This window comes from Bacteroides eggerthii (genome assembly GCF_025146565.1).
GTDB classification, from domain to species: domain Bacteria; phylum Bacteroidota; class Bacteroidia; order Bacteroidales; family Bacteroidaceae; genus Bacteroides; species Bacteroides eggerthii.
Map to the genome: position 1 here is coordinate 1,648,424 of NZ_CP102258.1, position 22,792 is coordinate 1,671,215.

A 22,792-nucleotide genomic window follows, 5' to 3' on the forward strand; every position below is an offset into this window, starting at 1 on the left:
TGTGGACAAGTCTTGACTATTACAATGTATGACAAGAGGGAACGGTTTTATAATCAATAGTTAAGAGAGAATTTCCATAAGATTTACACATTATGTATTCTTAATTGTCTACTGCTAATAATTGGGTAATTGCTACAGTACCGAATGAGAATACCCGGTCAAAACCGTTTTCACAGTGTTACCGTATAGATTACTCCCTCCAGGAATTTTCCTGATGTCGGTCTTATCAGATATTTGCGGGGAAGCAGCTGTCCCATGAAAGCAACTTCCACCAGATAAACGGGGACATCGGCTGGTACCATCACTGGGGCGGTGGTTGTCAGACCGGCTTTGTCAAGTGTGATGTCCACCGTATTGTTGCCGTAGGTAACCGCACCAGTTTCCAGATTCATGGAGCCGGTATTTCTTACATTTAGAATTTTGATACTTGAAAGCAGGGTACCCAAAGCCGAGACATTAAGCTGTATTTGCGTTAGCTTGTGCTTGAAGGTAATCGGTATGGCCGTTCCGGGAGAATAGCTTCCACCGGCAACGCTGGCACCATGCATGATGTCCTCCTGTCCTGTAAGGGTGAAATTGAAAGTGGGAGCTGTCCCGTTTCCGGGAGGGGTGATGTAGCTGGTTCCGTTCGTAGCTGTGGTACGTGGATAATAACCGTAAAAGATGACTTTATGCCCTCCTGCCGGATAGTATAATGGAGGCGAGAAAGTGAGTTCATTTCCACTTATACCGGCAGGAGCTACATTGTTCAATAAAGGGGAAGTTGTCCAGGGAAATGTACCGGAAGTTCCACTTTCCGCCACTTCATAGATTCCCAAAGAACCGACACTGATATCGTTGATACTGTTGACGATGGACCTTGTGTGGGGGGGCTTCCACAATGGCAAGGTGGATTGGGGAGGGGTACCCTTCACTGTTGAAAGATACTTCCTCCATATCACTGCCGCAACTTACGGATAACAGCGGCATTATTACTATGAGTATTCGGGTGGAGAACTTCACTGTCGGAATGTGTATTATAGGATGAATTACTGCACAACAGACGCCCCCGTTCCTCCGGTAACCCATGGCGTGACGATCGCGGAGACTATAATACCTTTGGGGGTAAAAGTCAGTATGATATTGTGGGCCTTTCCTGTTTCCGTATTTAAGTTTACCGTTACGTTAGGATAGGTCACTCCACCCGCAACGATGTCCATCACCACATTCGTGGCGCCGCTTTTTACCATCGGATAGATTGTGGCTGTAGTACCGGGGTCAGCACTGATGGCATACGAACCGGTGAAAGTGATGCCGGCACCTGCCGGATTGTAAGAGACGGTACCGTCGTTGATATTAAGCGAGGCGGGAGTCTGCTGGTTTTTGAGGGTAATACTGGTTACGGTTTTTCCGGTAGCGGGAAATCCTGTACCTGCCTTAAAGGTGAATTGCAACTGGGTCAGCAGATGGTTGAAAGTGAAAGCCAGTGCTCCGCCTGTTGTTTTGTTCCCGCTGGCTTCGCCTGAAATCATCACGTCATTGGAACCGTCTGTTTCCGAGAATGTGACAGTGTTGCCGGATAGCGTTCCTTGGGGATAGTACCCCTTGATATGGACTGTACTGCCGTCAGCGGGGTAGTATTGCGCGGGGGTGAGTGAAAAGGTGGCGGAGGCTGTGGTCGAAGCGGTAAAGGTGCCGGCTGCGGTCCACAAGTTGGTGCTATAGTCTCCGCCGCTTGCAGAAGCTATGAAACCGGCAGTGACAGATTGGCCGGTGTTGATCGGGCCTCTTGTCTGGATACCTGAGACACCTGCACTTGCCATGATTTCAACGGGGTATTCGTTTGGAGGAGAAGTACATTCATTCTCTTCATCGGTACTGCAACCTGCCATAAGGGTTGCAGTCATTGTCATTAGTATAAACTTTTTCATACGTCAAGGTTTTTGCTGTTTATTAATCGTTTTAAAAAGGCTGTTATAATCAAACAGATATACTTTTGCTGTTATAACAATATAGACTGGGAAATGTTTGGTCATTTGAATTCTCTTACTTGGAAAATTTTCCCACGTTTCCCCCTATTATCGGTTTCCTCACAAAATGGGATATTTCGGTGAAGAGTAGGTTCGTTGCGCGATACCGAACATGAATGTAATTGTTTTAGGCACAAGCGCTATAAGCCATACTTCGGCTATATCAATTATTCGGGGCAATATGGGTGCAGATAGTATAAAACTCCGCATCGTCATCAGCACAGAGGCTTCTTTCTTTTTTTCAAGATTTTGGAAAGACGATAGGGACATTGGCAATAAAATGAGAGGCACGCAAAATTGTGTGCCGTTTCAATTTGGTTGACCTTCCAAAATGGGCATAAAAATAAAGAACCGGAGTTTTTTTTATGAATCTCCAGCTTTCAATATTCCTTATTTTCAGAGAACTGTCAATATGATGGATTTACAACCAAAGAGAAGTTGGTTATGTTCAAAACCGGAAGTAACAGATAACATGGCAGTACGTTCAAGAAGGGCGGTATTACTTCTTTCTTCTCGCCTGTATATAACTGATATTACTTACGATGGAATAAAGATGACATTCCATTAAGGGCGCAAATCTCATATTCAACGTCAAGTACAAGAATAACATACAATAATAATTCTTCTTAGTTTTCTCAAGTATTTTTATTATAGAGGATTGTTTCATGAAATAATTGTGACTTTTGGTTTGTTGAAAACATAAATTAACTTTTACTTTTTTTCATACCAATTGTGATTTGCTTTTATTTTCTTATCTTTATACTCCTAATCTCCAAGTTCACATCATGAATGACAGACAACATTTTATTGACTATACATCTCTTATTCCTATTATAGGTATTTTTGTATTGATAAGAGTGACCAACGACCAGCTTGTTACCATGGTGACCTCCCATGTGCTTTGTGGGGTACTTTTTTGTATACTGATCAGCCGAATACTGCGGGTGGAGCATATTGATGTGGTCTTGCTTTGGCTGGGCGGGATTCTGCTCTGGCTATGGTATTGGTTCCGCTTGGAATCAGGCACCGCTGTGATGGAGACCGTGGAAATAGTGGTTGGATAAGCCGTTCTTGCATCCTTGGGGTAAATTATGGGGAAAGTCATCCGGAAATCATTTTATTTCGGGGCATATACCGACAACTACACTGGCAAGAGGGGGATCAATTAATCTTATGACCAGTGGAGGCAAATGCTGCTTTTTCAGAGACTGCCTAATGACCTGCAAACATATCGTAACGAAACAAGGTATACTGTAGGTTTGGAAATTTTGACTTTCTATATTGGCTAATCGGATAACAATAAAAAACTCCCGGAAAAAGATTAGAATATTACCTGTATTATCTCTCTTTACCCGGGTTGTTATTCAGGTTGCCATACTTGTTGCTCTTTTTTCTGATTTGGGCAGGGACTATATAAAAGTCGGTCCAGTGATGATAAGATTTCTTTTCTTACTACAACAGGAGTTCCCATAATTTCCTTTTCATTGTTTCCGTACTCTCGGATACGGTATAGTACAGCATAGAAGAATCTTTACTGCTTCCGACAAGCAGTATTCTCAAGGTGTCGTCTGTCAAGCTTTCAATACTGACTATATGGTTGACATTGACAAGGACATTCCCTTTCTCAACGGTCTTGAGTTCTACGAATTTCTTCATATCTTTTGTGTTCTGAAGTATAGATCTAATTTCAACAGTTATGGCAATAATACGTTACAAAAATACAAAACTTCCTGGAAATATGTTAATTCTTATGGTATATTTTTCATACCATAAGAAGAAAAAATAAGAGGTAAGCGTTCCATATTTACCTCTTTTACCAACCGATACCCTAAATCTTATCTGAACGGTGTATTCTCCCTCAACATCTGATTCCTGTACACTATTCCCCGTTCTTTCTTATCATACAGTTCCATCCTTGAGACACCAAAGCTTTCACGGTTGGCATTATAGTTGTTGACTGCCATACTTTCAATGTCATTCTCAGAGATACCATGCCTGCCGAATGTACCGATGAGATATTCCAGTGCAGTATCATACAAGACACCATACAGACACAACCATTTTGCTCTAGAAAGGATGGATTTGTGTCTGTTACCATCTTCATAGCTGTCCGGATACTCTTTTCTCCATTTCCTGTCCACGTAGTTAATCAGTGTCTTGTCCTTCCATAACCTCTGAAAACCTGTATTCCTTTCAATCTCTTCCGGCGTATGGATAAAACAACCGCCGGAACCACCATGATTATAACTCTTCGCAGCAGGTTCAGGAATGGAAGGGTCATATTCAAAGTGGTAGGGAACCAACGTGTCTTTCCCGGGGTTGACATAGACATCAGGATCATAACTCAGGAAGAACGTGCGGCTTAGATTATGACAACTCTTATCGAATTCATCAGTCTTTGGATATAACCTTTGCTTCACCTGCCAAAAAAGATTGTAATGATGGTCCGGGTTGGTGTTGTCATGGATCATAGCCGCCTTCACACCTCTATTACCCGGGGAGAACCATACTGCGTAAAGATGGAGAGGATTGGTATATTGAATGAGTCTTTCCTTGAATTCTCCTGCCGCCTCATGTGACCCGAAATCATCAAAGTCAAGCACAAGAAGATTGGAATACTGGCGCAGGTTGGTCGAGTCATCGTTTCTGTAGTCGAATATTCCGGAAGGGGCTATCATGGGGAGTTTGTGTTTCTCTTCTTTGTAGGCTTTCTCTGTTGTCTGTTTTCTAACCATGTCTGTCTGCTTGGAAAGTTTGGGATTGGATGCTATAAGTTCAAGGATATGGTCGAAGTTATAATAGATCCTGCTTTTTGAATCGCTTGAATTAAAGTAGTAGCTTATGTTTTTGTTTATCATAATAGTAACTTGTTTTTATAGGTTATTCGTTTTATTGTATCGTGAACCTTCCCAGAGACCGGACCGGGCTTTTCTTTGGGAGAAAGCCGGTCCTCTCAGTATCTTCGTCTCTCAGGAAGAACCACTATTTTTCAGTAAAGGAGCTATGGAAACGGTTGATGAAAGATTGAAGAGAGAGGCTACTTCGTATCCTGCCAGAGTGGAGAGAGAAGGATGTTTTTTTATTTTGTTTATTTTTTTTCTCTCACTTTGGTAGACCGCGAAGCAGGTCTCTTTCTTCACTTTCTATTCCACAACCCCTTTGTTTACTATAATACCCGCTTTTTTTTACTTCTCTATATATATTAGATTGTACATCAAAAAAAGGCGGGTGAGTAAATATTTATCCTAACAGCTGATATAAGGAAAGGGATGGGCGTGGCCACAAATCCCGCCCATTCCGTTTTTACTTTATCACCAGGGTAATCTTCAATTTATTCAAGGTTTCCAGTAGTCTGTCATATTTACGTCTTTCCCTGACATACCTTTTTATACCAATCATCTCCAGATAGGCAAAAGTAACCTCCTTCGTATATTCACTATCCATGGTTATAGCCCTCTGCATATCCTTGTCATACCTGGCCAACAGTCTGATTTCCTCTTTAATGTTGCTCCTGATCTTCATCCCGTCCAGCCTCTTTTCCCAGTCATTATGAGAAACGGAAGCCTTGCCTATGACCCTGTTTTCATTGAAGTAGGCGTCCATCCTTTCTATGAACCTTTCATCAAAATCATCAGTATACCAGACCGTATATACCTCACCCTCGATATGCTTCCTGATGCCTATCCTCGTTATGAGCTGTGAGAAATACCAGTCCTTCTGACTGTGCGGGTCAGTGGAGGTACCATAGGCCCTCCGGATTTTAGCCGATTCGGTGTTCGGAAGGTTCCAGTCACCACACAGGAGAATCTGTCCAACATCCCTGTATGAGTTGGTGCTCTTGTTGTCGGTCGCTCCATAATAGGTGACGGTGAACAACCCGGGATCGACACCTTCGGCAACCAGTAACCTCTTGAAACGTTCCGCATATCCGGATTTTCCCGGGCCGTCATCGTCACCGTTTATATCCTTCCAGCATACAATCAGGGTGGGTTTGTCTATCAGCCTGCCTATCCTCTCTACGAATATACCGAACCCCGCCTCATCAAAACATTTTCTGGACAGTCCGAAATCCATTTTCCTGAACTCCGTTACGGTGTTGTACTTGCTCTCCGTATCCAGAAGGGTGAAGCGGGTGGAGCCTCTGAAAAGGATATTGCCCGCCCCCTCGAAGATGAGGATATGCGTGGAGATTGTCATGCCTCCGGGACAGAGGTCAACCGGGTAGAATGTAATGCCTACCTTGTCGGTATCGGACATCACCCATGAACCATAATACTTTGGAATGAGCCCCAGCACCACGTCACGCTTCATACGGTTGATCCTGTAGGCCTGGTTGAAGAGGTCGTTCCTTCCGCCCCTGATGAAAAGGTCATAATACCGGCCCAACTCTTCAGGGGGCTTGCAGATGATATTGCCGTTCTCATCAGTCTTTCCGAATATCCCCAGCATGCTCCTGTCGAACTCCACAAAGGGATTGATGAAGGTCGGCGTCTCGTCAAAGATGACATATCCCCTCAGGTCATCCCTTCCCATCAACGTCCTGAAGTCACCGTCGAACGGTGCCACCTCCTTCTGTGGCTTATAGATGAGGAAATGGTTTATCAGGTCTGTCCAGAAGCGTACATGAGTTATCAGAATCACCTTCTTTTCCATGAGCACTTCGGGGTTGTCCCTGTATTGCCCCAGGAAATCGGCTCTCCCGGGGTCACTGGATATGATCATCACATCCTCCATCCTCAATACCCCTTCCACCACAAGGTTCTCCACTATCCAGCCGAACATCTTTTCCAGCTCGTCCCTGGTATCGACACAATAGAGAATACCCTCATCATGTTTGTGACGGATAAGGCTCTTGATGCTCTCGGTCTTTCCCGAACCCATCCCCGAGCTGACGATGTATCCGCCACGCCCATCGGGAACATCTATCTCTCCGGTCTTGAGCCTCATTCTGAATCCGGGGCCGGTGGAATGGGGAGTGATGTCAAACAGCTCCCTCATCGCTGCCTCCTTCCCTGATATCATCGATTATGACCCACTCGTCCTGGTACTTATTGACCAGGAAGTCATAGTAGGATATCACGTCCGACTCGTCGAAGTAGTTATCGTCAAAGTCGGGTTCCGCCTTCTCCCATGCCTTGAGGTCGGCTCTGATCTGTGCGAGGAGTTCGAATTTCCTCACAATTTCTTTCTTGCTTTTCATTGTCTAAAAAAATTAGATTTAACACTCAATCGGACATGCTCACGGGAACATGCCCTTATTACACAGATTAGGGCATGCCTGGAAATGAAGTGCGTTTTTCATGTCTGGTGCGCTATTATATTCCATTTGATGAAATTGAACCAAAGGCCATCCCCCAAATATTATATTAGATTACATATTTATTGAGAGAATATTATTGTATGTATTTCAAAACAAAGAGGATTAGAAACAAGTAGAGAAAATTGTTTCTATAGAATTATGAACTGGATACTGGAAAAAAGAAGACGGTTAATATTCCAATCTGGTTTTAGCATTAAAATAACAAATTACATTTTATTACATTATCTCGCTTTTATTGTTTATTTTGAAATTATATTTATATTTTTCATAATAAACATTTGTATATTAATAAAAAAACATTTTCCTTTGTCAAAAAGAATGCTAATACTATAATTTTTATGAAAAGGAAAGTAAAAATAGGTATATGGAATACTATTATCTACATGCTTGTGGTTATTAGTTTAGGAGTAGCTCTCCCAGTTAGATCGCAAAACAATTACAAAGTAAAACTTACAGGCACTGTTTATGAGTACGGTCACAACAACAGGCGTTTGCCTTTAGAATTTGCTGCTGTGTCCATTCCTGAAATTGCATTGGGAACAACCTCTAATGAAAATGGTAGATACACGCTGGAAAATGTACCTACTGGTAAAATTCGTATGCAAATTCAATATTTGGGCAAAGTTTCTATTGACACCTTAATAAATGTAAGTAAGGACCTGGTTCTTAATTTTACAATGAGGAATGAGGATTTTAAGTTGAAAGAAGTAACAGTAACCGCAACCAACAGCCGTTCGGGCAAATCCACATCTTCTCACATTTCCCGCTCTGCTATGGATCATATGCAAGCGACCAGTTTATATGATGTAATGTCATTGATGCCAGGTGGAATTTCACAGAATCAGGATATGAGTTCGGCACAACAGATTAACATCCGTCAAGTTTCCAGTTCCAGTGGTCCGGAAGCTCCGATGAATGCTATGGGTACTGCAATAATTCGTGATGGTGCCCCCATCTCAAATAATGCTAATTTATCTGCGATGAACCCTACGGTATTAAGTGGTACGGAAACACCCGCTTCATTGGCCGGAGGTGCCTCGCCGGCTGGTGGAACCGATGTTCGCAGTATTTCTACAGAAAATATAGAGTCTATACAAATTGTTCGTGGTATCCCTTCTGTTGAATATGGTGATCTGACCTCAGGAGCAGTAATTATTAATACAAAAGCTGGTCGTGAGCCGCTACGTATCAAAGCAAAAGCCAATCCTAATATCTATCAGGTGTCTATGGGAACCGGTTTTGAACTTGGAAAAAAGAAAGGTGCTTTAAATGTAAGTGCAGATTATGCTTATAATACGAACAATCCCATATCCAGTTACCAGCACTATCAGCGTGCCACAACAAAGTTGCTCTATTCAAATACTTTCTTTAATAATAAGTTACGTACCAATTCCAGCTTTGATTTTGTTTATGGTAAGGATCAGCGTGAACGTAATCCTGATGACGAACAAACTAAAACAGCTTCGGAAGGTCGTGATGTAGGTTTTACTTTGAATACCAATGGTACATGGAATATAAATAAGGGCTGGTTAAAAACACTACGCTATGTATTGTCGGGTACGTATATGGATAAAGACAGTTATTATGAAACCGTATACAGTTCTGCCACATCTCCTTATTCCATGACCACTACAAACGGTGCGGTGCTTAGTAACTTTGCAGGTCAGCACATCTATGATGTCAATGGTAATCAAATTACTAATTTTGGACCGGAAGACATAAATCATTATGCTGTTTATCTGCCAAGCAGCTATTTGGGACACTATGAGATTGATAGTCGTGAAGTTAATTTGTTTGCTAAGGTAACGAGTTCTCTATTCAAGGCGAGCGGTCATGTAAACAACCGCATCTTGATTGGTGCGGATTTCCGGAGTGACGGTAACGTTGGTAAGGGAAAAACTTATGATCCAAGTACTCCTCCTTATCGTAGTCAATATGGTCATAATTCATCTTTCCGTCCACGTAACTATAAGGATATTCCTTTCATTAACCAATTTGGTGCATATGTGGAAGATAATTTTAAATGGTCTATAAGTGGTACGCATGATTTGAACATTCAGGCTGGTGTGCGTTATGATCATACCTCAGTAGTAGGGGGTATTTTCTCGCCACGTGTAAATGCATCCATTGATTTGATTCCGAATTTATTAAGTCTTCAGGGAGGTTACGGTATTGCTGCAAAGATGCCTTCTCTTCTCTATTTATATCCGGAAAATGCATATTTTGAATATATCAATATAAATGAGCTTGCCAATGAAAATATTCCGGAAAGCCAGCGTTTGTTCATGACCACCACAGAAGTTCGGCAAGTAGATAACTCAGATTTAAAGATTGCCCAAAATCATAAGGCGGAAGTCGGATTTAATTTACGAGTGGGTAAAACCAATCTGAATGTAATAGCTTATAAGGAGCGTCTGAAGGATGGTTATGTAATGAGCCAAACTTTCAATACCTTCAATACATTTATCTATAATGAATACCAGCGCACAGAAAACGGAATAGAACTTAGTAGTAGCTTACCGGTATTGTCTACTTATGCAAAACCAACTAATAATTTAAATATAGAAACCAAAGGTTTAGAATTTGATTTGAACATCGGACGTATTGATGCTATCCGTACGGCTTTCCAAATAAATGGTTCATGGATGCGTACTAAAAGTTGGCGTCAGGGTTATAGCTTCTATGACAATAGCGAAGATGCTGCTTCAGCCCGTAAACCGGTGGCCATTTATTCTCAAGATGGCAATGCAAGTTATAAACAGCAATTTGTAACGACTTTACGTGCCACTCACAATATCCCGCGTATCGGTTTTGTTGTTACGATGACAGCACAAGCTATTTGGCAGCAGTCTAATTGGAATACGTTTGGAAACGATTCTATACCTGTGGGCTATTTAGCATTGGAAGATGCGTCTGTAAATATGTTTCCCGAAGGGCAATATACCACTACCCAGCAAGTAAAAGATGCAGGATATGGATATATGTTGAATAATGTAAGTCATAATAATGCTATAAAAGAATCATATAGTCCTTATTTTTGTTTTAACTTGAATGTAACTAAAGAAATTAGCGATATGCTACGTGTTTCTTTCTTTGCCAACAATATGTTCAGAAGTTATCCGCGCAGAGAATCCAAACGTAATCCGGGTTCGTATACTCAATTGAATAACCGATTTTTCTTTGGGCTGGAATTATCACTCACTTTATAATGTTTAGGAAGTTATGAAAAAATATTTAATATATTTGTTTGCATTGGCAAGTACCCTTTTGATAGGATGCGATTCCTTCAGGGACATGTCTGGCGCAGCAGAAGTGAATCCTATCACAGTTGATGTATATTTGGATATTACCGTTGAAAATATATCCACGCTGAAAGATCTGACTGTAAAGTTTGACAATTACGATGAAGATTTACATTATGTAAAAGAAGTAACTGATAATAGTGTGAAAGTAGACGGGATTATCCCCGGAATTTATTCAGTAACAGTATCCGGTACAGCTATTGATACAGAAAATAGCGAGTATTATATCAATGGTAACTCTGTAAATGCAGCATTATTTAAACATGGCAGCGCATTGAATATTGAAGTGCAAGGCCTTAAAGTGAGCCCTTTAATTTTCAAGGAGATTTATTATTGCGGTAGCCGTCCGGAAAAGGGGGGAGTCTATTTCCGCGACCAGTTCTATGAGATATACAATAACTCTGCTGACGTTTTGTATTTGGACGGTATTTATTTCGCAAATCTAACTCCAGGTACAGCTACTACTAAACTACCAATTTGGCCGGAAGCGGATGGTAATAATTATGCATATGGAGAACGTGTGTGGAAATTTCCAGGAAATGGAACCGAATATCCGTTAGCACCAGGTGAATCTTGCATTATTTCTCAATTTGCCGCTAATCATCAGTTGGACATCTATAACCCTCAAAGTCCTATCGACGGCAGTAGTTCTGAGTTTGAGTTTAATATGAATAATCCAAATTTCCCTGACCAGGCAGCTTATGATATGCAACATGTTTTCTATCAAGGAAAAGCAGAGATGGGAAGCATACCACAGTATTTGACATCCGTATTTGGAGGCGCTTATGCGATTTTTCGTGTTCCTGAAGGAGAAACTTGGGATCCGGTCAATGATGAAAATATGAAGACAACAGATCTAAGCAAACCGAACAGTAATGTTTATTATGCTAAAATACCTGTTAAATATGTATTGGATGCTGTTGAAGCAGTAGACAATGAGTCAAAGATGAATGCAAAACGTGTTCCCGGTGTACTTGATGCAGGTATTACTTGGGTAGGAGCTACTTACTGCGGTTTAGGTATTGCTCGTAAATTGTCCACAGGCGAAGAAGGTAATCCTATTATTCGCGAAGAAACAGGCACATACATATATCAGGATACAAACAACAGTACGGATGACTTTGAACGTGGCGTTGTTCCTGTAATGCGTCGTAATGGAGCAAAAATGCCTTCATGGAATCACACATTGCAATAATTAATTAAAAGGACAGAACAATGAAAAAACAATATATGAACTATATGAAAAGCTGCCTGCTGGTAGTGATAGCCTGCTTTGTAAGTATGGTGGGAGCGGCACAGGGTTTCTCTCCTGCCGCTATGGAACAATTGAAAACAAAACGACTATGGTCTCATTCACAGAATGCTGCCGGTATGCCATTCGATGATATTCAGAATTATTCGAATGTTATATTGGGATATGACTTACAGGACGGAAACTATTGCCGTCCGCAAGAGGGGCAGAAAGAGACTATCGTAGGTGTATCCAGTGAAGGCTTTATCAATCTGAAAAATGCATATGTATGGGGAGCATTTAATTTTGCACAAAAAAATCTGACGGATGCCGGATATAATGCCTCCATTGCCGATCCATTCAGGGGAATGCCTTACTATATCGCAGACCAGCACTTAAGTAAATGGAGAAATCAATATTACGATCTGAAGTTTCGTGCAGCTACTCCTTTATTTGGTAATCATTGGGCATTGGGTTTGGAAGGTAATTATGTAGCTACATTAGCTGCCAAACAGCGTGACCCGCGTGTGGATACCCGTTTTTATACGCTGGAACTGACACCGGGGATTACTTACAGGTTGAATAATTCACACAAGTTTGGTGCAAGTTTCAAGTATAGTTCTATCAAGGAAGACTCAAGAATGAGTAATGTCAACTCTTATGTGGATCAAGATTATTATATATTATACGGTTTGGGAACAGCCATAAAAGGAATAGGCAGCGGTGTAACCAGCAATTATATTGGAGACCGTTTCGGTGGAGCTCTCCAGTACAACTTCAGTATGCCGTCTTTCAATTTACTGCTTGAGGGCAGTTACGATGTAAAAGCGGAAACTGTTCAGCAGAGCTATACGACTCCTAAAAAAATAGCCGGTGTAAAAGATAAAACCGCCCATGTTTCTTTAACGATGATTCAGGAAGGAAAGAACTATACCAATTATATGAGAACCACATATACAAACCGCAATATCGATGGTATTCAGTATATTTCTCAACGCGATAACTCTGAATCACAAAGTGGCTGGGTGGAATTATATAATAACATCCGTTCTACGTACAAGACACAAACCGCTTCTCTTAATTATGCATTAAGCAGAAACCGCGGGAATGAATATAGTTGGAAAGCAGAATTAAATGTGAATTATACCAAGCAAGACGATGAATATTTAATGCCTAATTCTGTACAGAATGCAGAAAATTTATCTTTAGGCTTAGGCGGTAAAAAGAATTTTGTGTTAGGAAATAGCTTGAATCGCAGGCTTTTAATAGATGTTCATGTTGCGTATAACAATAATCTGGGAGGTGAATATGTATATGGTGGTAGCCATGCAGACTATCCGACAGTAACCGAATTACAACAAGGGCTGACTAATTATTATACTTGTGATTACTATCGTATTGGCGGGTCGGTTACGTATTCGCAACAAGTCAGAGAAAACAGACGTATGAACTTATTTGCAAAAGTTGTATTCGATCGTATAAATACCTCTGACTATGATTATGATGGGCGTACTTACTTGTCGATAAGTTTAGGATGTAATTTTTAATGCTACATAACGAAATCTATATTACAAAAACATGCGTAAATTAATAACTGGAAGTTTGATGCTCTGCAGCATATTATCTCTGCGGGCACAGACATTTGTTAAACCGGCTGTGAAAGTAAAGGATACCTCTTTTGCTGTAATTACAGATAAAGGGACATTTCAGGCTTGCGAAGCCGAGCTTAAAGCCTATCAGGAGATTCTAGGAAAGGAAGGGTTGCCTACGTTCATCGTATACAATGAATGGAAGAAACCGGAAGATGTAAAGAAAGTTATTGTTAAGCTCTACAAAAAGGATAAATTGGAAGGAGTGGTATTTGTCGGTGATATTCCTATTCCAATGCTCCGCAAAGCCCAGCATATGACTTCCGCTTTTAAAATGGATGAGAAAAACAATGACTGGAGAGACTCTTCAGTGCCCAGCGACCGTTTCTACGATGATTTCGACCTACAATTCGATTTTTTGAAACAGGACAGTGTCGAAAATAATTTCTTCTATTATAATTTGGCTATAAAATCTCCACAGCAAATTCGGTGTGACATATATTCTGCACGTGTCAAAGCTGTTGATAACGGCGAAGAACCGCATGCGCAAATCAGCCGCTATTTAAAAAAAGTGGTGGCTGAGCACCAGACAAACAATAAATTAGACCAATTCTTCTCCTATACAGGTGATGGCTCTTACTCTAACTCATTGACTGCATGGACACCGGAAACCTTTACTATCCGCGAACAGATGCCGGGCGTATTCGATAAAGAAGGACGGGCCCGTTTCATCCGTTATAATTTCAGCGATTATCCCAAGGACGATGTCATTAATATGCTGAAACGCACAGATCTGGACTTGTCTATTTTTCATGAGCATGGTATGCCCGAACGTCAATATCTTTCCGGTAGTCCCGCTACTAATAGGTGGAATGCTCATGTAGATGCAATGAAGTACTATTATCGTGGTTTAGCACGTAGAAAGCAAGACAACAAAAAGTCTTTCGACGAAATGCTGGATATGATGAAAAACACATATGGTTTGGACACTACTTGGATTGCAGGCTATGATGATCCCAAAGTAATTGCAGAAGATTCTTTACTAGACCTGCGCACCGGTATTATCCTATCGGAAGTTACAGAGTTTAAGCCTAATAGCCGTATGGTAATTTTCGATGCATGCTATAATGGTGATTTTCGGGAAAAAGATTACATTGCCGGACGTTATATCATGTCGGAGGGAAAATGCGTAACTACTTTTGCCAATTCAGTCAATGTACTGCAAGATAAAATGGCAAACGAGATGCTCGGCCTGTTAGGCATGGGAGCACGAGTGGGGCAATGGGCTAAATTGACGAATATTCTCGAATCGCACATTACCGGTGACCCTACTCTACGTTTTCAATCTATCAATGAGGTAGATGCCAATGCTTTGTTCAAAGAACCATATAGTGAGTCCCGCATGTTGGAGTTATTACAGTCGCCCTATGCCGACATACAGAATTTTGCTTTGCACAACCTTTATCGCAATGACTATCCGGGTATTTCTGATTTATTAAGAAAAACTTTTGAAACTTCCCCGTTCATGATGGTACGTTTCACCTGCTTGGCATTGCTTGAGAAGATTGGTGACAAAAACTTCCGGGAAGTCTTACACTTGGCCATTACGGATTCCTATGAATTTATTCGTCGTACCTCTGTTCGTATGATGCAACATGTGGGACTGAACGAGTATGTTTATCCGCAAATCAAAGCCTATGTAGAAGACAACCTATCCGAGCGTGTGGCATTTAATGTGAGTTTGGGGCTTCAGGTCTTTGATCAGGCAGCCGTACAGGCGGCAATTGATAAAGTAATGGCTGAGACCTATGTGTTGCAAGACAAGGAGGATATGCGTAAGGTTTTGGAGGATGCCAATAATAGTCGTAGCATGCAAAAAGAGTTATTAAGCAAAGAAACCTCCGAACGTTGGCGCATCCTTTATTGCAATTCTCTGAAAAATTATATGGCACATGCCTGTGTAGACGGCCTCTTGGCTTTACTTACCGACTCCAGTGAAAGTGAAAAGCTAAAAACTTGTTTATTGGAGGCTTTTGCTTGGTTCACTCATTCTTATCGGAAGCCTGACATCCTTCGGGTATGCGATCAACTGAGAAAAGATAAGAGCTTATCCGAGAACCTTCGTGAAGAAGCCGACCGTACATATTACAGACTTAAAAATTAATTGGCCATGATTAAAAAAATAATATATCTGGCATTTCTTTTGCCACTGGCAGGAAATGCACAAACAACAGTCATAAAGCCATTGGTCAAGCAACCTACCGCTTTTGCTATTATAACAGATAACCAGACTTATGCAAATACCAAAGATGCCATGCATCAGTACAAAACTGCGGTTGAAGATGATGGTTTGGCAACTTATCTGATCAGCGGTGATTGGCAAAATCCAGATCAAGTCAAACAGATGATCATCAAAACATATCAAGAATGCCCTTCATTGGAAGGTCTGGTTTTAATCGGTGATGTGCCTGTCGCATTGGTACGTAATGCACAACACATGACTACTGCATTCAAAATGAATGAGAAAGCCTTTCCTTGGGATCAGTCTTCCGTACCTACCGACCGCTTTTATGATGATCTGAACTTAAAGTTTGAGTTCATCAGGCAAGACTCAGTAAATCATCAGCATTTCTACTACAAATTGACGGAAGACAGTCCCCAGCGGCTAAATCCTACTTTCTATTCGGCTCGTATCAAGTATCCGGAAAAAAAGGAAGGGGATAAATATGCGGCCATTGCCTCATATTTGAAGAAAGCTGCTGCTGCCAAGGCAGATAAGCATAATCAATTGGATCGGGTATTCTCATTCAATGGTGGTTCTTACAATTCCGATTGCCTGATTGTATGGATGGATGACGAAAAAGCTTATATGGAGAACTTTCCATTAGCTTTTGGTCGTCAAATGGGATTCAAACATTGGAACTTCCGAATGAAACACCCTATGAAATATAAGTTATTCAGCGAATTGCAACGAAAGGACCTTGACTTATTTATGTTTCATGAGCATGGAATGCCAACAGGGCAGCTTATTAATGATGAATTGGCATGCACAGATTTCAATAATCGTTATAAAATGTTGAAGAGTACACTTTATAATGCAGTCATGGCCCATGTTGGAAAACGTGATAAAGACACCTTACGTATTCAGATGCAGGAAAAGCGACAAGTGAATGAGGTGTTTTTTAAAGACCTGGATAATCCTAAGTTCTGGGAAGCAGACTCTCTTCACTACGCTGATGAACGTATCGTAACGGAAGATTTAATGAAGAGAAATCTTTCCACCAATCCGAAGATGATAATGTTTGATGCGTGCTACAACGGTTCTTTTCACGAAAACGACTATATAGCAGGACAATATATTTTTAATGACGGTCAGACATTGGTGGCACAAGGAAATACCCGTAACGTATTGCAAGACCGCTGGACTATTGAAATGATTGGTTTGTTGTCCCATGGTGTACGAGCCGGGCAATACAATAAGCTGATCGCATCACTTGAGGGTCATTTGTTTGGTGATCCCACTTTCCGTTTTGCTCCTGTCGAAGCCAATACTTTAAGTACCGATATAACGCTACACAAAAATGACAAAGCTTATTGGAAGAATTTGTTAAACAGCCCATACGCTGATGTACAAAGTTTGGCCATGCGTATGTTGGCTGATACCGATACCCAAAAGGAATTGTCTCCGTTGCTCCTGAAAAAGTACCGGGAAAGCGGTTTCAATACGGTTCGTATGGAGGCTATCAAGTTGTTGAGCCGTTATCAGGACGATAACTTCATCGAAGCATTACGCGAAGGTTTGAACGATGCTTATGAAATGGTAGCTCGCCAAAGTGCCATTTATGCTGGATTTGTAGGTGACGATTCCTTATTGCCCGCTATTGTGGAAGCATTGGTCGAACATAATGAACGTTTACGCGTACAAATGAGTGCCAACAAAGCTTTAAGCCTTTATCCGAAAGAGAAAGTAGAAAAAGTAATAGAAGACTTTTATGCAAAAGTTGACCGTTTGAATGAAAACGAGGAGAAAAAGCGGTTACTAAGAAGTCTGGAGAGAATGTGTGTACAAGAGGCAAAAGTCCATCAGACTTTGATGGATGTAGCTGCACCGGAAGCAAAACGTATCAGTGCAATCCGCAATGTGCGTAACTATACGTTCCATTTCCACGTGGATGATTATTTGAATGTAATTCGTGATGCAGGTAATCCACAGGAAGTACGTGTAGTAATGGCCGAAGCATTAGGATGGTTTACCAATTCTGTACAACGTCCACACATTCTTGAAGAAATAAAGAAGATGCAACAAACAGCCAATCTTCCGGAAGATTTAAAAGCAGAACTTGAACAGACAATCAAAAGATTAAGTTTATAAATATGAAGAAATACATCCTTTTGGCAATTACCGCTTTGTGCTTACAGGATATGCAGGCGCAAACAGTTGTACATCCTAGTATAAAAACAAAGACTACTTTTGCAATTGTAGTCGATCAGAAAAGTTATGATGAAGCGAAAAGTGAAATTGATGCTTATCGTACCAGTATAGAAAAAGAAGGCTTAGGTACTTACTTGCTAATTGATGATTGGAAAAGGCCCGAACCTATTCGTGAGCAGCTTGTCAAATTGCATGAGAATGAGAAAATGCCTTTGGAGGGTTGCGTATTTATAGGTGACATCCCTATTCCAATGATTCGTGATGCACATCATCTATCTTCGGCTTTCAAAAGGTCTCCCAAAGCCAATTGGCAGAAATCAAGTGTTCCTTCCGACCGTTATTATGATGACTTCGGATTAAAATTTGATTATATTAAACAAGACAGTTTGATACCTGACTATCATTATATGACATTGCGTGCTGATTCTAAACAGTATATTTCACCGGATATTTATTCGGCCCGTATCCGTCCATTGCATTTAGAAGGGGAGAACCGGTATCAGATGCTACGCGATTACTTAAAAAAGGCAGTTGCCGAAAAAGCAAAGCAAAATGCATTTGACCAACTGACTATGGCCCGCGGCCATGGTTACAATTCCGAAGATCCTTTGGCATGGAGCGGTGAGCAAATGGCCTTACGTGAGCAATTGCCGCAAATATTCAAATCGGGTAATACAGTGAAGTTCTATGATTTTGACATGCGCTATCCGATGAAACCATTATACTTGAACGAGATTCAGCGCGAAGGATTAGATGTCATGCTATTCCATCACCATGGTGGCCCCACCATGCAGTATATCAATGGCTATGAAAATGGTTCCGGTATTAATTTGAGTATTGAGAATGCCAAAATATTCTTGCGAAGCAAAGTGCCTTCATACGCCAAGAAACATGGGCGTGAAGCTGCTATCAGAGAATATGCCAAGCAGTATGGGGTACCTGAAAGTTGGTGTGCGGAAGCTTTCGATGAGGAGAAAATAAAATCGGATTCCATTGTAAATCGTAATATGGATATCTATACTGAAGATATTCGTCTTTTGACTCCTAATGCGCGTTTTATATTGTTTGATGCTTGTTTCAACGCTTCTTTCCATTTGGATGACAACATTGTAGGTTCTTACATATTTAATAAGGGTAAGACCATTGCTACTATGGGATGTACGGTTAACACCATTCAAGATAAATGGCCGGATGAATTTCTCGGCTTGTTAGCTGCCGGTATGCGCATCGGGCAGTTCACCCGTTTTACCTGCTTCTTGGAAAATCATCTGATCGGTGACCCGACTTTTCATTTCACCAATAATGCCGGGCTGGATATGGACATCAACCAAGCTTTAGTTGTGCAGGAAGGAAATGTTACATTCTGGAAAAAACAGCTGAATTCCCCTATGGCTGACATGCAGGCAATGGCGCTCCGCCAATTGTCAATGGCAAATTATAGTGGGCTCGTCGAGCTACTGAAGAAAAGTTACTACGAATCGAACTATTTCGTAGTGCGGTTAGAAGCATTACGCCTATTAGCTTTGAACTATCCGACAGAAGTTGCCGATGTATTGCAGACAGCCATGAATGACAGTTATGAGCTGATCCGTCGCTATGCGGTGGAATATGTTGAAAAGAACTGCAATCCGGAATTGTTGCCGGCATGGATAGAAAGCTATCTGTTGCGCGGACATGAAAACCGCCATCGTTTCAGAATTTTTAGTGCTATCAATACATTCGACCATGATATGGCTTTGAATGAATTGAAAAAACAGGCTGCCGATTGGTCTTTCTACGATTCTTCCTATGTGAATGAATTGTTGGAATACTTTCCTCGCCAAAAGAAAGGACTTGAAAGGGATTTTGCACTTATTGGCAATCCGGAAAGCACTACCAAACAGATACAAAGCGAAATAAGTAGGTTCCGAAATAAACCTATCACTAAAGCCATTGATCCATTACTGAATATTATCAAAAATGAAAGCCAAGAAGAAGAGCTTCGTATAGCGGCTGCCGAAACATTAGGTTGGTATAATTTATATCATGATAAGACAAGCATTATTAAGGAACTTGAAACATTCCAAACTTCTAAGAAAAAGGTAATGAACGAAATCGTCAAGACAATTAATAGGTTGAAAGGTAAAAATAGGTAAAGTCTTTGATATATAATTTAGTATAATCTCGCCCTATTACAATAAAGTGTTTTCTTTACTTTTACTCTCATTATAACCGGAGAAGGAAATCATAATCCTACTCCGGTTATTTTTATTAATTCAATGTGAAATCTTTGAATGGTCATTCCCGAAGCCAATGAGTATTGCGGAAAATGTTATGCCATAGTTTCTACTAAAGTATATATGGCCTAAGTAACTATCAGACTTACATACTTTTTATTACATAAAAGAGCCTTTCCCCTATACATTATCAGATGTACTGTACTAAAGCTGATAACATAACAATCGCAACAAGCATAATAACTGGCTATACCCATAACAATTTTACACAAGTAAATAAAGAGGCTGTATGAAACGGAGCATTGTAGGATCGAGCGTCTTGTCAATCACATAAGGTATCACATGGTTCCCGTCCCATACTATCCTGCCGTTCCTGCTCTTGAGCTGTTTCACATATCTGCCCGTCGAGGGATTGTTGCTGTCCGTTCCTATGGCGAAGACCGACTGTACGAAGTTGGTGAGCATGCTTGAGCCCAAACAGTGGTTGATGTCGAGAGTGGTGAACGGCTGAATCTTCGGGGTATGGTTGACCACGAGAATCGAATAGCCTTCCTTCGCCCAGCTACAGAACTCCTGGCAGATAGGCTTCACATCCTCCGCCTTCATTCCCCCGTTATTGACAAGAAAGGTGAGGTTGTCAAGGATCAGTACCTTTGCGTTCACCCTGACCATCATCCTCCTTATCAACGGCAGGAACTTGTCCGAATCATAGAGGCCGTCTCCGATCATGCTTAGATCCGGGCGGTGGAGATTTTCGGGCCATACATGCAGTTCACCGTCCTTTGAGGTATATCTCTCCTGGAACTGCTTCATGGAGAGTTCAAGGTCGAGGTATAATACGGTTTTCCCCAGTCGCCCGCTTATATGCTCCGCTATCTGGACCGCATAGAGGCTCTTGCCCGTATTTGTCCGCCCGAAAAGGATGGCGAACTCATTCTCGAACCATAGCGCGTTACCATTCCCGTCACCTCCCCATAATATCTCCGGTACTGGTTTCCGTTGCTCTTCCATCATCATATTGTTTAAGGATTGTCCCATTATAAAGTCAAGTTCGTCCGCTCCGTCTGCCTGTAGTGTATCTCTGGGTGTGGATGCAGGTGTTGCAGGTGTCGTGTATTCATCCTTCTTTTCCGTATGCCATTCTTTCCCGTTGCCGAAGAGGTTGAATTCCGGCACTTCTATGGGTGGCACAACAAGAGGTATGTACGGCAATGGATTTTCCGCATCATTCCAGCATTTCTCAAGACTGGCGTTAAGGGAAGCGATAGTTTTTTCATCAGGTTCTAATTTTTCAGTCATCATTTTATTACAGTTTTGAGTTGTACATTGATTTAACTTTTACACGTATAAAAATCTCCCGCTTTCAGACCGCCTTTTTGATACTAATGAAGGAAGGATGACAAAACCTCCACTGTTCCGCCATCCTTTCCATGACTGAAAACTGAAAAGAACTTATACACAGATTAGGGCATGGCTGGAAATGACGCGCGTTTTTCATGTTTGGCGCGCTATTATATGATAAGGTGTACAGTCTCTCTCCGTCCGATATTTCCCAAAACCTTATTACCGAAGAAACAATGCTCACAAAGAAAGAGCGCCGAAACAAACATCTGGGATATAAATTGCCATAGCTGGGAAAAGGCAAAGGGAATGACCAGGTGATTGACGGCGCCCTTTTTATTTTTTTCTTCTCCTTTTTCCAAATCGCGTTTTTGCCATTCCTACCGGCCCAACGCCTAATAACTGAAACATAAATGGCACACAGCAACATGTTTGAAAATCTAATCAATAAAATATTGGGAGTTGAGCGGGAGCCTATGCCCAATCGTCAGGAAACTGTTACCGCACCTGATGTCACCGAAAAAGCAGTATCATCCAAACCTATCCCTGAAAAATACCAAAGAGACATAGAAGCGCTCCGACAGAAATATGGAGACGCTTTTAAAACCGGTCTCTGCATCAATCTGACCCTACAAGAGGCTTTATCAATCATACATAGGGAAAGAAAACGGATTGACGCCTATTCCGGCCTTGTCTCTTATCTGAAAAGGGAATTGGGCATAACATTAACAATCACATCACAGAAATCCAAACCTAAATCATTATGAAAAATTATTTTATAGCAAACGGAGAAGTGCTCAATACAAATATGAGCATTGAAGAAATGGAATCACGGGTACAGGAATCATTGGACGAGAACACTTCCGGGATGGCACAGTTCAGGATCAAGGAGATCAGCGAGAAGGAGGTCAGAATGTTCTTTGTCAGGGACTTCAACTATGATCCCGACAAACCGATCATTTTTGATGCGGACATGGCCTTGATAACCGGGGTGGGAATAGGCGCATTCCAGCCACAACAAGTTGGAGGATACCCGATGATTTATCCCTTGAGTTTTGCCGGGAAGAATTTCTATACTGGCATCACAAGCTTCATCAGGTTCTATAAATTCCAGCTGTTTGAAGAGATAGGGCAGACAGTGGAACATATCGGCCTGAGATGCTATTCGGACAGGATCTTAATGCAGATAATATTCTAAAGCTACGAAAGATAGAACTTGGCAAAAAAGGTGTATTCTACTGACCTTATAGACCGGGGCTATAGTATCGGTGGTGTTGATTTCCTGAAAGCTACCGAAAAATTTTCATGGGGCTATCATTACCAACCCACCTTATAAAATAGCCCTGGAATTT

General features: G+C 41.3%; 16 protein-coding genes. 9 read left to right on the top strand and 7 right to left on the bottom strand.

Annotated elements, in window-relative coordinates:
• Positions 1-170: 170 nt before the first annotated feature.
• Both NQ546_RS06490 and NQ546_RS06495 read right to left on the bottom strand, forming a co-directional pair.
• A complete protein-coding gene (locus NQ546_RS06490; protein WP_017141312.1) occupies positions 171-881 on the bottom strand; it encodes a fimbrillin family protein in 711 nt (236 codons plus the stop codon).
• A 147-nt stretch (positions 882-1,028) separates the two neighbouring features.
• Positions 1,029-1,910, bottom strand: coding sequence for a fimbrillin family protein (locus NQ546_RS06495; protein ID WP_004295240.1), 882 nt, complete (start codon positions 1,908-1,910; stop codon positions 1,029-1,031).
• Between the two features lie 884 nt (positions 1,911-2,794).
• Here NQ546_RS06495 and NQ546_RS06500 point away from each other — a divergent pair.
• Positions 2,795-3,073, top strand: coding sequence for a hypothetical protein (locus tag NQ546_RS06500; protein ID WP_004289261.1), 279 nt, complete (start codon positions 2,795-2,797; stop codon positions 3,071-3,073).
• A 388-nt stretch (positions 3,074-3,461) separates the two neighbouring features.
• On the opposite strand, the gene NQ546_RS06505 is transcribed toward NQ546_RS06500, so the two are convergent.
• The 4 genes from NQ546_RS06505 to NQ546_RS06520 form a co-directional block, all read right to left on the bottom strand.
• Positions 3,462-3,665, bottom strand: coding sequence for a hypothetical protein (locus tag NQ546_RS06505; protein WP_004289262.1), 204 nt, complete (start codon positions 3,663-3,665; stop codon positions 3,462-3,464).
• Positions 3,666-3,844: 179 nt separating this feature from the next.
• On the bottom strand, positions 3,845-4,867 hold the full coding sequence (locus NQ546_RS06510) for a BT4734/BF3469 family protein (protein WP_004289263.1): 1,023 nt from the start codon (positions 4,865-4,867) through the stop codon (positions 3,845-3,847).
• A 445-nt stretch (positions 4,868-5,312) separates the two neighbouring features.
• Positions 5,313-7,007 (bottom strand): hypothetical protein, encoded by a 1,695-nt coding sequence (locus NQ546_RS06515; RefSeq protein WP_004289265.1) that lies wholly within the window; start codon positions 7,005-7,007, stop codon positions 5,313-5,315.
• Positions 6,991-7,209, bottom strand: coding sequence for a hypothetical protein (locus NQ546_RS06520; RefSeq protein ID WP_004289266.1), 219 nt, complete (start codon positions 7,207-7,209; stop codon positions 6,991-6,993). Before NQ546_RS06520 ends, NQ546_RS06515 begins: the two co-directional genes overlap by 17 nt.
• A 503-nt stretch (positions 7,210-7,712) precedes the next feature.
• Between NQ546_RS06520 and NQ546_RS06525 the strand changes: the two genes are divergently transcribed.
• From NQ546_RS06525 to NQ546_RS06550, 6 genes are read left to right on the top strand one after another with little or no spacing between them, the layout of a single operon-like run.
• Positions 7,713-10,538: a TonB-dependent receptor gene (locus NQ546_RS06525; RefSeq protein ID WP_004295242.1), complete on the top strand. Its 2,826-nt coding sequence runs from the start codon at positions 7,713-7,715 to the stop codon at positions 10,536-10,538.
• A gap of 13 nt (positions 10,539-10,551) precedes the next feature.
• A complete protein-coding gene (locus tag NQ546_RS06530; RefSeq protein ID WP_004289268.1) occupies positions 10,552-11,826 on the top strand; it encodes a DUF4876 domain-containing protein in 1,275 nt (424 codons plus the stop codon).
• Positions 11,827-11,846: 20 nt separating this feature from the next.
• On the top strand, positions 11,847-13,409 hold the full coding sequence (locus tag NQ546_RS06535) for a DUF6850 family outer membrane beta-barrel protein (protein WP_004289269.1): 1,563 nt from the start codon (positions 11,847-11,849) through the stop codon (positions 13,407-13,409).
• A 31-nt stretch (positions 13,410-13,440) separates the two neighbouring features.
• Complete coding sequence (locus tag NQ546_RS06540) at positions 13,441-15,615, top strand: HEAT repeat domain-containing protein (RefSeq protein ID WP_004289270.1); 2,175 nt, start codon at positions 13,441-13,443, stop codon at positions 15,613-15,615.
• A gap of 6 nt (positions 15,616-15,621) precedes the next feature.
• Positions 15,622-17,823 carry a HEAT repeat domain-containing protein gene (locus NQ546_RS06545; protein ID WP_004289271.1) on the top strand — a complete coding sequence of 734 codons (2,202 nt, stop codon included), beginning with the start codon at positions 15,622-15,624 and terminating at the stop codon, positions 17,821-17,823.
• A gap of 2 nt (positions 17,824-17,825) precedes the next feature.
• The gene (locus tag NQ546_RS06550; protein ID WP_004289272.1) at positions 17,826-20,018 is read left to right on the top strand and encodes a hypothetical protein; all 2,193 of its coding nucleotides are present in this window, start codon (positions 17,826-17,828) and stop codon (positions 20,016-20,018) included.
• Positions 20,019-20,363: 345 nt separating this feature from the next.
• Here NQ546_RS06550 and NQ546_RS06555 read toward each other — a convergent pair whose 3' ends face one another.
• Positions 20,364-21,401, bottom strand: a complete 1,038-nt coding sequence (locus NQ546_RS06555) for an AAA family ATPase (protein ID WP_004289273.1) — start codon at positions 21,399-21,401, stop codon at positions 20,364-20,366.
• Between the two features lie 467 nt (positions 21,402-21,868).
• Here NQ546_RS06555 and NQ546_RS06560 point away from each other — a divergent pair, with 467 nt between their 5' ends.
• Positions 21,869-22,207: a hypothetical protein gene (locus NQ546_RS06560; RefSeq protein WP_029429403.1), complete on the top strand. Its 339-nt coding sequence runs from the start codon at positions 21,869-21,871 to the stop codon at positions 22,205-22,207.
• On the top strand, positions 22,204-22,638 hold the full coding sequence (locus NQ546_RS06565) for a hypothetical protein (RefSeq protein ID WP_004289276.1): 435 nt from the start codon (positions 22,204-22,206) through the stop codon (positions 22,636-22,638). The genes NQ546_RS06560 and NQ546_RS06565 overlap by 4 nt, the downstream gene beginning before the upstream one ends.
• Positions 22,639-22,792 lie beyond the last annotated feature (154 nt).